The 16,219-nt window shown below is 57.0% G+C and carries 11 protein-coding genes; 6 read left to right on the top strand and 5 right to left on the bottom strand.

The window, feature by feature from the left end; all coding sequences use genetic code 11:
• Position 1: 1 nt before the first annotated feature.
• The 5 genes from VFX97_11565 (at position 2) to VFX97_11545 (ending at position 5,446) form a co-directional block, all read left to right on the top strand.
• Positions 2-151: a hypothetical protein gene (locus VFX97_11565; GenBank protein HEX5703830.1), complete on the top strand. Its 150-nt coding sequence runs from the start codon at positions 2-4 to the stop codon at positions 149-151.
• Positions 148-921, top strand: coding sequence for an ATP-binding cassette domain-containing protein (locus VFX97_11560; protein ID HEX5703829.1), 774 nt, complete (start codon positions 148-150; stop codon positions 919-921). Before VFX97_11565 ends, VFX97_11560 begins: the two co-directional genes overlap by 4 nt.
• Positions 922-1,082: 161 nt before the next feature.
• On the top strand, positions 1,083-2,639 hold the full coding sequence (locus VFX97_11555; GenBank protein ID HEX5703828.1) for an ABC transporter permease/substrate-binding protein: 1,557 nt from the start codon (positions 1,083-1,085) through the stop codon (positions 2,637-2,639).
• Between the two features lie 200 nt (positions 2,640-2,839).
• Positions 2,840-4,084, top strand: coding sequence for an ABC transporter permease (locus VFX97_11550; protein HEX5703827.1), 1,245 nt, complete (start codon positions 2,840-2,842; stop codon positions 4,082-4,084).
• An 87-nt stretch (positions 4,085-4,171) separates the two neighbouring features.
• Positions 4,172-5,446, top strand: coding sequence for an ABC transporter permease (locus tag VFX97_11545; GenBank protein ID HEX5703826.1), 1,275 nt, complete (start codon positions 4,172-4,174; stop codon positions 5,444-5,446).
• Positions 5,447-6,268: 822 nt separating this feature from the next.
• Here VFX97_11545 and VFX97_11540 read toward each other — a convergent pair.
• From VFX97_11540 to VFX97_11525, 4 genes are all read right to left on the bottom strand, one after another.
• Positions 6,269-7,063 carry a metallophosphoesterase family protein gene (locus VFX97_11540; GenBank protein ID HEX5703825.1) on the bottom strand — a complete coding sequence of 265 codons (795 nt, stop codon included), beginning with the start codon at positions 7,061-7,063 and terminating at the stop codon, positions 6,269-6,271.
• A gap of 53 nt (positions 7,064-7,116) precedes the next feature.
• Positions 7,117-9,564: a protein kinase gene (locus VFX97_11535; protein HEX5703824.1), complete on the bottom strand. Its 2,448-nt coding sequence runs from the start codon at positions 9,562-9,564 to the stop codon at positions 7,117-7,119.
• A gap of 211 nt (positions 9,565-9,775) precedes the next feature.
• A complete protein-coding gene (locus VFX97_11530) occupies positions 9,776-11,011 on the bottom strand; it encodes an MFS transporter (GenBank protein HEX5703823.1) in 1,236 nt (411 codons plus the stop codon).
• A 214-nt stretch (positions 11,012-11,225) separates the two neighbouring features.
• Positions 11,226-13,028, bottom strand: a complete 1,803-nt coding sequence (locus VFX97_11525) for a diguanylate cyclase (GenBank protein HEX5703822.1) — start codon at positions 13,026-13,028, stop codon at positions 11,226-11,228.
• A 249-nt stretch (positions 13,029-13,277) separates the two neighbouring features.
• Here VFX97_11525 and VFX97_11520 point away from each other — a divergent pair, with 249 nt between their 5' ends.
• Positions 13,278-14,930: a glycosyltransferase gene (locus VFX97_11520; GenBank protein HEX5703821.1), complete on the top strand. Its 1,653-nt coding sequence runs from the start codon at positions 13,278-13,280 to the stop codon at positions 14,928-14,930.
• Between the two features lie 107 nt (positions 14,931-15,037).
• Here the strand turns inward: VFX97_11520 and tatC are convergent, their stop codons facing one another.
• Positions 15,038-16,108 (bottom strand): twin-arginine translocase subunit TatC, encoded by a 1,071-nt coding sequence (gene tatC, locus VFX97_11515; protein HEX5703820.1) that lies wholly within the window; start codon positions 16,106-16,108, stop codon positions 15,038-15,040.
• Positions 16,109-16,219: the final 111 nt, after the last annotated feature.

Genomic DNA, 16,219 nt, shown 5'->3' with positions numbered 1-16,219 from the left:
GTTGGGCGAAACTTTACCATCCGGCGGTAAAAATTTGGAGTGCGGCGGCTTTGACACCGCTTTGACCATCGAGAAAGAAAGCGCCGCCAAGTCGGCGCACTCCAAATTAGTGTCGCTGGTGAATGTTTCTGATATTCTCGCGACGCTTTGAACGTTAACGCAGTAACACCCCTCGTTGAATTTCGCGAAGTTACATTCGCGGTCCAACCTAACACGTCGGGGCCGATCATCGATCGATTGAGTTTCAGTGTTCAGTCAGGCGAAACACTTGTGTTGCTCGGCGAATCAGGCTGCGGCAAGACGACCACGCTGCGCCTGGTAAATCGCTTGCTGACGCCGACCTCGGGTGAGGTTGTCGTCGACGGAAAACCGACAATCGAATGGGACGTAATTCGTTTGCGACGACGGACGGGTTATGTGATTCAGGAAGCCGGGTTGTTTCCGCATTTCACGGTCGCCGAGAACGTGGCGCTGGTGCCCTCGCTGGAGAATTGGGAGAAAGACCGGACCCGCGATCGCGTTGAAGAGTTGTTGACCCTGGTTGGACTCGAGCCTGCTCGCTTTGGAGATCGCTATCCCCGCGAGTTGTCGGGCGGTCAACGCCAGCGGGTCGGAGTCGCGCGCGCTTTAGCTGCCGATCCGCCGCTGCTTTTAATGGACGAGCCCTTCGGTGCGCTTGATCCATTGACGCGCGCATCTTTACAGAAAGAATTTGCGCAACTGAAATCCAGTTTGGGTAAGACCGTGGTTTTTGTGACGCACGATGTGCGCGAAGCCTTGCTGCTCGGGTCGCGCATCGCGTTGATGTCGGCGGGCAAGATTGTGCTGATCGAAACGCCGGAAGGATTCGTCAAGTCCGAGAACGAATTGGCGCAAGCATATTTGGAAACGCTGAAAGCGGATTTGGCCACCGCTCCGTAGAAGCGAAATGTTTATAGAAGTAGGCGTCACCAAGAAACCTACTCTCCGCGAGGGGCGATAATCGCTCCTCGCGGAGATTCAGAACTCAAAGTTGTTCCGTAGGTTCTCTATAAACATTTAGTCCCTAACGGGACTTAAAACACTTTTGCCTTGAATGTTCCATGACCGAATTCCTTCGATCCAACTGGTCTGACATTCTGGCGCACATCGCGCAGCATGTCTGGCTGGTTTTCATCGCGATCGCGATTGCGGTCGCGATCGGATTGCCGCTCGGCATCCTGATCACGCGGCGCAAACGTCTGCGCGCGCCCGTGCTGGGCATCGCGAACGTCATGCAGACGATTCCGAGTCTCGCGTTGTTCGGGTTTCTGATTCCACTTCCCTTCATCGGCGGCATCGGTCCACGCACGGCGATCGTAGCGCTCGTCTTTTACGCGCTGCTGCCAATCATTCGTAACACAGTGACGGGAATCGTTGGTGTCGACGCGAATGTCCGCGAAGCCGCCGTCGCGATGGGAATGACTGATCGGCAGGTGCTGTTTCAGGTCGAGTTGCCGCTCGCGTTGAGTGTCATCCTCACCGGCGTGCGCGTCGCGGTAGTGATCACAATTGGCGTGGCGATCATCGCGGCCGCAGTTGGCGCCGGCGGGTTGGGGGAATACATCTTTCGAGGTTTAAGGGTGAACGATGATCGTCTTCTGCTTGCCGGAGCGGTACCATCGGCGTTGATGGCTCTGGCGGCGGATTTCGGCTTTACGTTGATCGAAAGACGATTTGACCCAAACGTGTCGCGTCAGCGGCGATTTCCGAAACCACTGCGCGTAGTGGCTGTGACTGTTCTGGCGGCAGGCGTGCTCGCGATGGGTTATGCGGCGCTAAAGAGTTTCCGCGGCACAGCCTCTGACGGTCGGGCTCGAGTAGTCGTTGGCTCGAAGGATTTCACGGAATCCGTCCTGCTTGCTGAGATTGTCGCGCAGATGCTCGAAGCCAAGAATGTCACGGTGGACCGGCGTTTTGACTTGGGAGGAAACCTGGTGCACACGGCACTGACTGCCGGGCAAATCGATCTCTATCCTGAATACACCGGCACAGCCTTCACGGCGATTCTCCAACACCCGCCCGTCACCGATCCTAAAGCTGTCTACGATCAGGTCAGACGCGAGTACGGCGAACAATTCAACGTCGAAGTAAGTCCGCCGCTCGGCTTCGACAACACCTTCGCGATCCTGGTGCGGGGTGAAGACGCGCGTAAATTAAATCTGAAAACCGTCTCGGAAGCGGCGAGACACTCGCCACAATGGCAAGCCGGCTTTGGGCATGACTTCATCAGTAGACAGGATGGTTACCCCGGCTTCTCACGCACGTACGGTTTGAAATTCCGTGCAATCCGCGAGATGGCGCTGGACTTAACTTATACCGCGTTGTCTTCGCGCCAGGTCGATATGATCGCGGGAAATTCAACCGATGGGCGGATTGCTTCTCTCGATCTGGTGCAACTCGAAGATGATCGGCGCTATTTCCCGCCGTACGAAGCGGTGTTCATGACCCGCAGAGATGCCCTGGCGCGGGTTTCGGCGTTGGCCGACGCCCTGCAAATACTCGGCGGTGCGATTTCCACCGACGAAATGCGGAAGCTGAACTACGAGGTGGACGGCGCGCGGCGAGACAAGAAGGTTGTTGTCCGTGAGTGGCTTTTGAAAAAGGGCTTTATACAATAATTTGGAGTGCGCCGGGCTTCTCACTATCCTTTGGGGGTTATGGGTCAGCCTGAAGGGCTGAAAGAGCCCGCCGCCGCACTCCAAAATTAACGTTAATAACCTCTCCAATCCCGCGTCTTTAAGATGGAACCCCAGCTCCGTGTCTAAGGTCTAAACTTTTCGCGGGCAGTCCTCGTACTGAAATCAGACCGTATTTACCGATGCGATACCTGTATTCCGTCTATTCCGATTCCGCCAAAATCGCGCTTCAGTCCATCCTGGCGCACAAACTCCGCGCGTTTTTGACCCTTATCGGCATCATCATCGGCGTCGCCGCGGTGGTGGTCGTCGGCGCGTCGATTAGCGGCCTGAACACCTATGTGACTGAGCGCGTCTCGAAGCTTCTGGGCGCGAACCACTTCATGATTGCGCGCATGGCCTCGCACGGGCGGATGAGCGATGAAGAGTACGAGCGCCGGAATCGCCGCAATAAACGGCTGAACTGGGACGACTACGAATGGGTGCGCGACCGCTGCCAGGCGTGCTCGGAGGTCGGCGTCGCGATGGGCGCGCAGGCCGATCTCAGTCAGGACGGAGTCGAGTTCCCCGGCGCAATTATTTTCGGCGTCACCGCGAATATGGAGACGATCGAACAGAAGACGATTAACGAAGGCCGTTTCATTTCGCCCGACGACGTGACGCGTTCGGCGCTGGTATGCGTGCTCGGCCAGGAAATTAGAGAAAAGTATTTTGGGAACACGGACCCGATTGGCAAAACGCTGAAGGTCCGTGGATTGCCGATGCGCGTGGTCGGCGTCGAAGAAACACGCGGCTCGTTCTTTGGCGATTCGATGGACCGCCACATCTATATTCCCGCCACCACCCACATGCAGATGTTTGGGCGAAACAACCTGCAAATTCACGGCGGCTCGAGTTCGCGAGAAACCTTCCAGGCGGCCATCGAAAACGCGCGCATGGAGCTGCGCAACAAGCACCGGTTGAAGGGGAACGAGGAAGATGACTTTGGCGTAGTGGACGTCGAAGGGCTCACCAATCAAATCGATCAATTCACCGCCAGCATCGCCGCGGTGGTGATTCCGATCACGGCCATCACTCTGATCGTGGGCGGTATCGTCGTGATGAACATCATGCTGGTTAGTGTGACGGAACGAACGTTTGAGATCGGTTTGCGCAAAGCGGTGGGCGCGACGCGCAAACAAATCCTGGTGCAGTTTCAAATCGAATCCGCCATGCTCTGCGGGATGGGCGGTCTGATTGGGCTGCTCGCGGCCTACGGGATTGTCACCCTGATAACGGCAGTCGCCGGGATCACGATGACGATTACCATTGGCTACATTCTCTTAGCGGTCGTTGTATCAACCGGCGTGGGCATGATTGCCGGCATTTATCCGGCCTTCAAGGCCGCCCGGCTGAACCCGATTATTGCTTTGACAAAAACTACGTAGGGCGGTGCTTTGTACTTCGTGCTTTGATGTCTTTTCAAAGTACCAAGCACAAAGTACGAAGCACTAAAATAGCGACTTAGGAAGTACGTGAAACTTAAGATTCCTAAAATCTTTCCGACAGAAGTTCTGCGCATGGCGCTGGACAGCGTCCGCTCGAATAAGTTTCGCAGCTTTCTGACCGTGCTCGGCATCGTTATTGGCGTGTTCACTGCCATCGTGGTGGCTTCCATCCTGACCGGCATGCGGCAGAGCCTGGTCGCCATGATTGAAGATTACGGCACGAACAATATCTATGCTTTTCACCTCACCACCGGCCCGCGCACAAACACAGATCGCGCCGAGCGCCTGCGTAAACCTCTGACGGTGGACGATGCCGAAGCAATCAAGGCCCAGGCGGGCGCCGTGGAAGATATTGCCGTTGAGGCGCCGAACGTTGGTTACAGCGGCGGACCGTTCGACGACAACATCACCTATCGGGGAAACAATTATCGCTGGGGAAACACGACGGGCGTGACCGCCAATTATGCGGATCTGACAAATGTGACGATTCGCGAAGGGCGCTTCATAACCGATGCTGACGATGATCAGCGCCGGAATGTCCTGGTGATTGGCGTCAACGCGGCCGATGCACTGTTTCCAGGTGAGCAGAGCAACATCGCCGGCAAGGAAGTTCGGATGGGTGGTTTGAACTTTGAGATCGTCGGCGTTCTGGAAAAGCGCAAAGCGGGCTTCTTCGGAGAGAACGAGGAAGATAATGCCGTGTATCTTCCGCTGCGCACCGCGCAAAAGGTTGCGCCCGCACGCGGTTGGCTGCTGTTTGTAATTAAAGCGCGAGCCGGCCAGCTCAATGAAGCACTGACGCAGTCGGAAGATATCCTCCGTCGCCGGCGCAACGTCAACTTTGGCGATCCAAACAACTTCGACATCAAAACGGCCGACAACTTCGTTAAGCAGTTCGACAGCATTACGGCAATGGTCGGGTTGATCGCGATCGCGATCTCCAGCCTTGGGCTGCTGGTCGGCGGCATCGGCGTCATGAACATCATGCTGGTCAGCGTGACTGAGCGCACTCAAGAGATTGGCGTGCGGAAAGCGCTGGGCGCGCGACGCCGCGACATCACCAATCAATTCCTTTTTGAAGCGATGACGCTCACGTTTATCGGCGGCATGATTGGTGTGCTGTCGGCGGTGGGCATCAGCAATCTCATCATGCTGCTTATTCCGAGCCTGCCGGCTTCAGTTCCTACCTGGGCCGTTGTCTCGGGATTGTCGGTGAGTATTTTCGTGGGACTCGTCTTCGGCGTCTGGCCCGCGCGCAAAGCCGCCCGCCTCGATCCGATTGAATGCCTGCGATACGAATAGGCTTTCGCTAGGTTTTTAAAATCACCAACACAAGCAAGACTATGAGTTCAACGAGGAGAAAGACCTCGATAACCAGCGGTTTGCATCTCTTTAACAGCTTGGCGACCCTATCGACGAACAATTCAGCGGCGTCGAAGAACTTATTAATTCTTCTAAAGCTTCGTGACGGAATATCGCTCCGATTTCGCATAGACACACCAAAGCCGCAGTTCATCCGCAGCTGAATGTGGAACTCTCGTTTCCGACGACCGGTGTTACTTTTTGGAGAGTGCCGGTGACGGATACTTTGTTAAGGTTTTAGGCAAACAATGTTCCGGCCGGCAATTCGTATGTGCGGCGTCGATTATTCAGCCTTATGTGGGCTTGTTGTGATGTGGGCGCGTGGTTGGGGTGAGATTATATTGGTTTTTAGTCCAAATTCTTGGATGAAACGCTGACTCCCCTGCGCCTAGAAACGAAGCGGGCTGCCCCACTCTCCAAAGTTAGACAGCCCGTTCGTAGTTCCACATTTAGCAGCTTTAACGGCGGCTTCGTGTGTCGAGGTCACCGTCGCAAAGGGTGTTCCGTTTAAGAAACGTGCCAAAAACCGCCTTTTTGGCTATATATTGATTCACTTCTATGGATTTTCTTCCGAGAATATAGTTACCATCATCGTAGGTCGCGGCAGGTCGTTGCCGTCAACGGTGATGTTGTTGAAGAGCACGCGATTGCCGTCACCGTGGCGTCCGCGACGACAGCGCCCTAGGGATCCTTGACGGCGCCGATAATACCTCCCGTGGTCGTTGGCTGTGCATACGCGCTGGACCGCCGATGTTCCCTTCTTTAACTACCAGCCGCCGCATTCCGCTGCATCTCTTTCAAACTTTCTGGAATCATTACGGTGATGTGATGCGTAGCGGTGCGGCCGTCGGCAAACGTCTGATACAAAGTGAAGTCGGGCAGCGAGAGGCACGACAGCGGCGATTGCAGGTTGTAACCCGTGTCGATGCCAATCGCGCTGTTGTGGACGTAGATGCCGTGGCGGCCGAGTCGTCCGCGCAGCGGCAGGAAGGGCGTCGGCGTGTGACCGAACACGCACGGCTTGCCGCGATAGCTTTTGTAAAAGTCGGTGTTGCGTGTCCAGAGCAGAGCGTGAGGTGAGCTGTCGCGCGGATGCTTCCCATCTTCCAGACCCGCATGAACGTAAAGCGCGAATTCGTCCTCGTGATAAAGCGGTAACTCGCGCATGAATGCGAGTTGCTCTGCCGGAATCGCTTCTGCGATCGCGTCACTCGCGGCCCAGAAATCCGCATCCGTGCGCAGACGCCAGGGCTTGCCCGTGTACTGCTTGAAAGTTTGTTCTCCTCCGGTCGAGGCCTCGACCCAAATCGTGTGCTTGCGATCGATAAAGTCCAGCAGCATCTGTTCGTGATTACCGCGCAGACACCGGACGCGTTCCGGATTGTCACCACAGAGTTTGGAAACGTGCTCGACGCAGCCCGGCACATCGGGCCCGCGATCGATGAGGTCGCCGAGAAAAACCAACGTGTCCGTGGCTTCATCACGCGGCAGAAGATCGAGTAGCCCGCGCAGCTGCGCACAACGGCCGTGAATGTCACCAACGACGAATGTTTTCATAATGCTGGGAGCGCGGGCGCCTCGCCCGCCCGGGTGCAGTAAGCTTACTCCAATTAGGGATTTGCTTCGTCCCGCGACATCGGGACGTTAATTGAATTCAGAATCCGCTGGTACTCCTGATCGTCACGCAGCGATTCCCAATTCTTGTCACGCTCGAACCAGGGGCGATTTTCGTTGCCGAGCTCAATCGCGCGTCGCAACCACTGCAAAGCCGGATCGCGCTCGCCTTCCATCGCATACGCCGACGCGAGCCAGTACGCAATGTCGTGATCGGTGTTAGCTGTCTTGACGACTTCGTCGGTTAATTGCGCGCGCGCTTCTTCGCTGAACCCGAGCGCACTCAGGAACGTCGCGTAGATCGGGCGGATGCCGTCGAGCTGCGGGTGCTGTTCAAGCACTGCTTCGAGAATCTCGGCCGCCTTGGTCGGCTCGCCGTGGTAGTACAATGCGCGCGCGCGAAACGTTTTGATCAGCGGATGATCCGGCTCGACGGCGGCGCCGGCGCCTAATTCCGCAAACGCCTCATCAAAGCGCGAGAGGTAAGTGAGGATGCGCGATCGATTGTAGCTCACCACGACGCGCTCGCTCGGGTTCAGCTTCAGCATCCGATCCAAACTGCGCAGCGCCTTCTCGTAATCGCCGTCGAGCCGCGCCACCACCGCGCGCACAAAATGGACGCTCGCATCATTTGGTGCTTCCCGTCGCAGCTCATCGACGGCCGCGCGCGCCTTCGCTTTCTCACCGCCAGACAAGTAGATGAAGACCATGTTCAAGCGGGCTTCCAGCAGATGTGGGTCGAGAGCGAGCGCCTTGTCGAAGGCTTCGCGCGCCAGCGCATGATCGTCGGCCTCGCCGAATCCTTTCATGACGCGACTGCCGTAGGCGGCGCCCAGCGCGCTGTGCGCCAAAGCAAACGAAGGATCCATTTCCGCAGCGCGTTCGAAACGCTCGATCGCCTCGTCGATGTCTTTGCGCGCGATCGTGTGATAGATGTACCGGCCGAGCGAGTCGCGGCCGCGCAGGTATTCCTCGTAGGCTTCGGCATTCGCAGTCTTCTGCTGTTCGAGCCGATCTTTCTCGTCCGACGACAGTTCCAGCCGCAACCCGTCGCAAATCTCCTGCGTGATCGTGTCCTGCACGTTGATGATGTCGGTTGCGTCGGCGTCGATGCGGTCACTCCACAGAAGCTCGCCTGAGTTCACGTCCACCAGCTGCGCGGTGACACGAATGCGATCGCCGGCGCGCAGGAAACCAGCGGAGAGCACCGCTGAGACACTCATCTCACGGCCGGCTTCGCGCGGATCGACCTGCTTTCCCTGGTACTTCACAATTTCCGAAGATGGCCGCACGACCAGCGAACGCACGCGCGCGAGCTCAGTAATGACCGCGTCCGCGAGAGAAAATTCGTAAAAGCTCGATTGCGGATCGCTGCTGAGATTCTTAAAAGGAAGGATCGCGACGCTTTTGCGGTCGCCTTCGCCCACGCTCGTCACCGGCGTTTCATGTACCGGCCGGTCGGCGGAGCTGGATCCGCGCATCTGTGAAGTCCGCTCGCCCGTTACTCCGCGTAACCAGCGCATCGCGCGGCCAACCGCACTCGTTCCCGATAAATATTTCGGAGCAATCGGCACCAGCGGTTCATTGAACGCCGTGCCGCTATCGACGTCACGCAGCACTTCGCGCAATTCGTCGCGCAGCACATCGGCTTTCTGATAACGATCCTTCGGGTTCTTTGCGATCGTCCGATCGAGGATTGCTTGCAGCCGCGCCGGCGTCGGATCCGGTCGCGCCTGATCGAGCGGCAACGGATCGTCGTGCAACACGGCGTGGCGCACATCGATGCTCGTCTTACCCTGAAACGGCCACATGCCGGTGAGCATTTCGTACAGCAAAACGCCGGTGGAAAAAATGTCCGCGCGCGCATCAACCCGTTCGCCGCGCGCTTGTTCAGGCGCCGCGTACGTCGCAGTGCCGTACGGAATGCCAACTTCGGTTAAATCGGTGTGGTGTATGCCACCGAGATCTTCACTGTCCAAAAGCTTCGCCAAACCAAAGTCCAGGATCTTCGCCTGACCGGTTGGTGTGACCATGACGTTGCCGGCTTTGATGTCGCGATGCACGATGCCGCGTCCGTGCGCCGCGGCCAACGCGTCAGCGACCTGGATTGTGATTGAGAGCGCGCTGCGCAGATCAAGCGGACGGCCATTCACCAGCTCGCGGACGTTTTTGCCCTCGACGAACTGCATGGCGATGAAATGCACGCCACCGATTTCGTTAAGGTCGAAAATTGTGCAGATGTTCGGGTGATCGAGCGCCGAGGCCAGTCGCGCTTCGCGTTCAAAACGCTTCAGGTTGGCTTCTTTAACGGTGAGTTCCGGGGGAAGGACTTTGATGACAACTGCGCGACCAAGCTTCGTATCGGTCGCTTTGTAAACTGTTCCCTGCCCACCGGCGCCAATCTTCTCTAGGATCCTGTAGTTCCCAAGTTTTGCGCCGATCATTCTTTCGCATATTAAACGCCGATACGGCGATGACTGCAAATCGCTGGGAGCGCGGGCGTCTCGCCCGCAGTCAGTACCATCCGTCAGCGGGATCGGAGTCAGTACCATCTGCGTCAGCGGATGGAATAAAGGGTCAAGCCTCAGGTGAGTCCTTAACCCACTTGCTGACGCAAGTGGGACTGACCTCATTTCGACGCGAGTGGTATTCAGCTCAACGCCTGCCGTGCGCGATCTTCTGCGCTTCCGGCAGCGCGCGCAGACGCAGCATGGCCAATACTCCCAACAAAGGACCCGGCGCGAGAATCATGAACGCGTAACGCCAGCCGACGATTTTTTCAACGCGCGGAAGTAATTCGATCGAGACAGTCGTCAGTAAAAATCCGAGCGATGTTTGCATTGTCAGCGCGGTGCCAATGTATTGCGGATCGCCGAGTTCAGTGACGCAGGCCGAGAACTGCGCGGAATCGGCGACCACACTGGCGCCCCAGATCGCGGCAATCGTTAAAAGCAGCAGCGGATGAGCACCGAACGCAAAGCCGATCAGCAAGCAACAACTCGCGCTGATCGCCATCGCGCCCGACGTTACGACTGTGCGACCGATGCGATCGGCGAGCAAACCAGCCACGACGCAACCCAGTGCGCCGCAACCGATCACCAGGAACGAAGCGACCTCAGCCAGGGCCGGCTCGCTTTGCCGCAAAGAAAGACTCGCGCGAATCATGAACGGAATCCACGTCCACATCGCGTACAGCTCCCACATGTGGCCGAAGTAACCGAGGCTCGCGAGCCGCACCCCACGATTGCGAAAGATTTTTCCGACTTGTCGCCAGTCGAACCGCGCGGCCGGGAGCGCGAGGGGACCATCGCTGATGAAGAACAGAACAATCAGCGCACCGGCCGCGGCCAGCAAAGAAACCAGCGCGACATTCGTGCGCCAGCTCTCGCTGCCAATTCCATTGATCAAGTACGGCGCCGCCTTCCCTAGTGTCAGCGAACCGACCAGAACACCGAGTGCGAGACCGCGACCATAGCGAAACCACGTCGCGAGGATCTTCATGGCGGGCGGATAAACTCCGGCCAGAAACATTCCGGTCAAGAACCGCAGAGTGATCGCTATGTCTACATCGTCAGCGAACAATCCGAAAGCCGCGTTCACCAAAGCCCCCGCGATTGCGGTCAACGCGAACAGGTGTCTTGAGCTGATGATGTCGGGAAGATTGAACAGCGCACTGAGAAGCGTGCCGGCCACGAATCCGAGTTGCACTGAGAGGGTTAGCCAACTGGCGGCGCTTTCGGTCAGGTTCCATTCACGCGCCAACGCCGGCACCACCGCCGAGCCGCTGAACCACAGAGACATGCCGAGCAATTCAGCAATCGCGAGCAGCGCCAGGGTGCGCCAACGCTTGGGCGCGTCACTACCAGTTTTAGAACTGCCTGATCGAGACAAGGCGTCGCATTGTAAACGCAGGGCTCCGAAGGAGCCAGATGTTTATAGTCGCGAACCAGGAAAGAAATCAGCGCAGAAAGAAACGAAGCGGCTTCGTTCTTTCTGCGCCTTAAACCAACGGGACGGAAATCTATAAACATTTCGCGCCTAACGGCGCGACAACCCTGGTACGCACGCTTCTGGCGTGCTACGAGCGCGCGGGACGCGCGCGTACCTAAGCGGCGACTTCGATTCGCGGCCGCACGACCTCGAGGTTCGTAATCCGAAACGATTGTTTGCGCCGCTTGTTCTCGTACATGCTGCGATCGGCGCGCGCGGTGACCTCTTCAATCGATGTGTCGGTGGAATCGAAGTGGACGACGCCGACGCTGATCGAAAGCTGATACGGCCGGTTGGCTTGGGCGTTGCTGACGTCAAATCTTTCCTGGAGCCGCTCAGTCAATGAATCGGCAACCTCTTCCTGCCCGATGGCGGCCAGCACCACGAACTCGTCGCCACCCAGGCGCGCCACGATGTCCGACGTGCGGAAAGTATCTTTGAGAATATCCGCAGTCCGCTTGAGCGCGCGATCGCCTTCGTGGTGACCCAGCGAATCGTTGATGGTCTTCAAGCCATCCAAATCGGCATACAAGATCACCGGCAGCTGCTTGTTCCTCCGAATCGCGGCGAGGTGCTGTTCAGTCACCGCCATGAATCCGCGGCGATTATATAGACCGGTCAACTCGTCAATCAGCGAGAGGTTCTGCAAAGCTGCTTCGACGCGTTTGCGCTCAGTGATGTCCTGAATCTGAAAAATGAAGTGCACCGGAGCGCCGTCACTGTCGCGCACCAGCGAGACGTTGTTGAGCGCCCAAACCATCTGGCCCGACTTGTGAACGTAGCGCTTCTCGACCTGACAAGTGAGCGTCTCGCCCTGCATCAGCCGGTAAAGGTTTGCCAAATCGTGCTGCAGGTCATCGCCATGCGTCACGGCTTGAAAGTTCGACGCGAGCAGTTCGGCTTCCGTGAAGCCAATCAGATCGCACAGCGAGCGATTCACGCGCAGCCACGAGCCCTGCGGCGAGACGAGCGCCATTCCGATCGCGGCGTAATCAAACGCGTTGCGAAAATGCTCTTCGGTTTCGCGCAGCGCTTTACTGATTCGTTCCTGTTCCGCGATGTGGCTATTCAATTCTTCGACGTGCTGGCGCGCCTGTTCCGCCTGCGCGGCCGCGCTTGAGACGTTCTTCAAATACGTCAGATAAGTGAAGTAAACAATTGCGATGATCGGAATCGTTGACACGAATGCGAAGAAGCCGACGGTGCCGATGAAGCGAGCAATGAGCGCCGCGGCTGATGCGCCGGCGAAATAGGTAATGGAAGTCCAGAGGAAGCTCTTTCGCCAGGTTAGCCAAACCGAAGTGTTGGCTTTCAAGGCGGAGCTGGTCGCGACGAGCAGCGAGTTACTCGCGTACTGAATAATCGCCATCGCCGAAATCGCGGCGAGGTGATTGGTGGAGTACGAATCCTGCCACGTGACCGTCTCGCCGAAGATTAGACGCAGCGACCAGACCGTAAGAAAAGTTGAAACGGCCGTCGCGCCGGAGTTGAAGAAATGATTGCTTACCTGCTTGCTGATGCGTACCGACGAGCAGAGCGCTTCCACGGTCGCCAAAATGATCGCTGCTTCACCGCCAAACAGCAGCAGGGTAAGAAAGATGAAGGTGTCAGATACTGAGATGTGGGCCCGGACACGCGGAATCTGAATACTAAGTCGCGGCCCCACGAGCACCGTCGCCAAGGCCATCACGAGGAACCGCACGTCGAGCTGCCTGACGGGGAACTCAGCCAGCGAGAACACCAACGCCCCGATGCCCGCCAGAACGACGAGCCAAGTGTAGATTTGATTAAGCCGGGTGCGTGACATCTCAAGGGGGAGCAGAAGCAGGACGCTCCGCACCTCGCGCATCGCAATGCCCATTCCATGAACGAAGCTGCGTTTTTCTTCAGGAATTGTGGTATTTCCGGTTTCGGTCACCCGGTCATCGGTCAAAAAGCCCAGTCAAATTGGAGACTCGCGGGGCAGTAACCGGACCGTTGGGGAGGGCGTGCTTATAGCGAAATCGGCACCCTCCCTGACGGTCGAACGACTGCCCCGACTCGGCGCCACTCACCCTTCCATGGGCCAGGATTCACTATGGAATTCGATCCGAATAGGCTAGAATTCAAGGCCCGCGTTCGAATCGGCCACCAACCGGCAGCGGTATTCACTGAAGAAAGATAAGCAATGCTCGCGACTGAAGTTATCCCCTCAAACTGTCTCGAATACGGGACAAATTGCCCGACGCCGCTGAGTGGCAACATCTGCATTGACTCTCCGGGATACTGCGATGTGGTCGATAAGACATTCGGCAATATCAGCCCGCTTTACCAGCTCGACATGTTCGATTGGACGGTGCTGATCGTTTACTTCGGCATTCTTACCGTGTTGGCGATTTACGGCGTGTATCGCGTTAAGCAGGTCATAGACTTCTGGCGCTATTCGCGATTTCCACCCAAGCCCAAAGGCGAATTTGCCGAAGCCGAGTTGCCGCATATCACCGTCCAGCTTCCTCTCTTCAACGAGATGTATGTGGTCGAGCGGCTGGTTAAAGCGGTGACGGAGATCGATTACCCGCGCGAGCGCATGGAAATTCAGGTGCTCGACGATTCGACGGACGAGACGGTGAACATTGCGAGCGCGACAGTCGCGCGCTTCGCCGCCCAGGGTTTCGACATTCATTACATCCATCGCTCTGATCGCACGGGCTTTAAAGCCGGCGCGCTGGAGAATGGTATGAAGACGGCGAAAGGAAATTTGATCGCCATCTTCGATGCGGACTTTGTGCCGAAGCCTGACTTTTTGCGCAAGCTGGTCCACTTCTTCACCGAGCCCACAGTCGGTTGCGCGCAGATGCGTTGGGCGCACATCAACGGTTCGTACAATCTGTTGACGCGTTTGCAAACGATCATGCTCGACGGCCATTTCGTGGTTGAGCAGACGACGCGCAATCGCAGCGGCAACTTCTTCAACTTCAACGGCACCGCGGGTATCTGGCGACGCGAAGCGATCGAGATGAGTGGCGGCTGGCAGCACGATACGCTGACCGAAGACACCGATCTGAGTTTTCGCGCCCAGTTGATGGGCTGGCGGTTTGTTTACCTGCTGGACGAAGAAGCCCCGGCGGAAATTCCCGTCGAGATCAACGCCTTCAAAGCGCAACAGCGTCGTTGGGCCAAGGGCGTGCTGCAAGTTTGGTTCAAACTTTATCGCCGCATCTGGAATGCGCCTCTGCCTTTGCTGGTGAAGCTGGAAATGTTTTTCCGCTTGACCGGCAACATCAGCTATCCGCTGATGATCGTCGCCAGCTTCATGCAGTTCCCGCTCTTGCTGGTGCGATACAACCAGGGGCTTTACCAACTGATGGTTCTGGATGTGCCGCTGCTTTTCTTCTCGACAGTTTCCGTCGTGCTGTTTTATGGCAGCGCCGTTTGGTATCTCGACCGAACGAAGAAACGCTTTCTGCACCTGCCGCTGGTGATGGGTTTGGGTATTGGCCTGGCGTTCTCAAACGCGCGCGCGGTTTTGGAAGCGCTCATGGGAAAGAAATCCGACTTTGTGCGCACGCCTAAGTACAGCGTCGAGCCCGGCGACGACGAATCGTGGAAGCGCAAGAAGTACAAACGGAAGCACGGCTGGCTCCCGCTGCTGGAACTGAGCTTTGCAGTTTATTTTGTGCTGGCCATCGCCTATGCGATCAAGATGCACATGTGGGGACCGATTCTTTTCCTGCTGCTGTTCTGCTTTGGCTACGGCTACATGGGGGTGATGAGCCTGCTGCAGACGGCGGGCGGCAGTCGCCGGAAATCCCCCGCGCCTGCTACCGCTCCAACCAACTGACTTTTTGTGATTTAAGAATTGAAATGAGATCTGAGATCTGAGATCGGAGATCTGAAATCTGAGATCTGAAATCTGAAATCTGAGATCTGAGATCTGAGATCTGAGAACTATGTGGCCGTCCGTGGGCGGCCGCTGATGAGCGCCACTAAAATCGAAATCAGATACAGCACCACCATGGGCATGGCGAACAGAAGCATGTTCGGGATGTCGCCGGTGGGCGACAGGATCGCGGCAATGACGAGAATGGCGATCAATGCGAAGCGCCAAACCTTCAGCATCCAGCGCGCAGTCACTACGCCAATGCGCGCCAGCACGTATGTGATTGCCGGCATCTGCGAGACAAGACCCATTCCCAGCATCAGCAGGATGATGAAATCAAAGTAGTCGTCCGCCTTCAGCAGCAAACGAAAATCCGAACCCAGTCCCAGCAGATATTTCGCGGCGGCGGGAAAGATCACGTAATACGCAGTCGCTGCGCCGAGCACGAAAAAGACGCTCGACAACAAGACGAAGGGCGTCACGTATTTGCGCTCGTGCGGAAATAGTCCGGGCGCGACGAACGCCCAAATCTGCCACAACAGAAACGGCACTGAGATCGCGATGGCCGTGTACAAAGAAACTCTCACGTACAAAGCGAAGGATTCCGCCACGGTGGTCACGATCAGTTTGTCGTTGGGGTCTGTTCCCTTCTCGTACCCTTTCGCCAGATCAATTGGCAGGCGCACGTCTTTCGGCACGACTTCGTTGCCCGCGATTAACGCTTCATCGGTGAACAGTCCGATGTTCCCCTGCGCGTCTTTATCGACGCGCGCAATAACCGATGTGCCGGCGGGAATCGCCGCGGGGCCGAGTTGCTTAGCTTCGGGAAAAGTGAAACGCAGCTTGTCGCCGGGTTTGAGTGAACTGAGCGAACCGGTAGAGAGCTGACCGCTCACCCCGTCAATCGGCACGCGCCTTTGCTGTTGAGCTTCGCTGAGCGCGCGCTGCACGGGTCGCGCGAGAAAATTGTAAATGCGATCAGAGAAAGCCCAGGCCAGTGTGGCGGCCAGGAATACGAACACGATGCTGCGAATCAGCCGGGTGCGCAGCTCATCCAGATGCTCCAGAAACGACATCTGCCCGCCAAGTTCATCTTCGCGAGCTGCTTTCTCTGGTTTATTGAGTAGACGCAGAGACATGTTAGATAGGATAACCCTCGAACGGCGTTGAAAGAGTCTTACCGCTGAAAGGCCCTTTGGATGAAACGCGTGTTCTCCTCTCCGCGCGAGGGGGGTTAGGGGTGAGGAGGC

It is taken from the genome of Pyrinomonadaceae bacterium, from assembly GCA_036277115.1.
Taxonomy (GTDB): domain Bacteria; phylum Acidobacteriota; class Blastocatellia; order Pyrinomonadales; family Pyrinomonadaceae; genus UBA11740.
This window is presented reverse-complemented; position numbering and strand designations above follow the sequence as displayed.

Excerpts from the sequence above, each read along its gene's own strand:
- tatC (HEX5703820.1), bottom strand. The coding sequence starts at position 16,108 with ATGTCTCTGCGTCTACTCAATAAACCAGAGAAAGCAGCTCGCGAAGAT.
- VFX97_11540 (HEX5703825.1), bottom strand. The coding sequence starts at position 7,063 with ATGAAAACATTCGTCGTTGGTGACATTCACGGCCGTTGTGCGCAGCTG.
- VFX97_11555 (HEX5703828.1), top strand. The coding sequence starts at position 1,083 with ATGACCGAATTCCTTCGATCCAACTGGTCTGACATTCTGGCGCACATC.
- VFX97_11535 (HEX5703824.1), bottom strand. The coding sequence starts at position 9,564 with ATGATCGGCGCAAAACTTGGGAACTACAGGATCCTAGAGAAGATTGGC.
- VFX97_11550 (HEX5703827.1), top strand. The coding sequence starts at position 2,840 with ATGCGATACCTGTATTCCGTCTATTCCGATTCCGCCAAAATCGCGCTT.
- VFX97_11520 (HEX5703821.1), top strand. The coding sequence starts at position 13,278 with ATGCTCGCGACTGAAGTTATCCCCTCAAACTGTCTCGAATACGGGACA.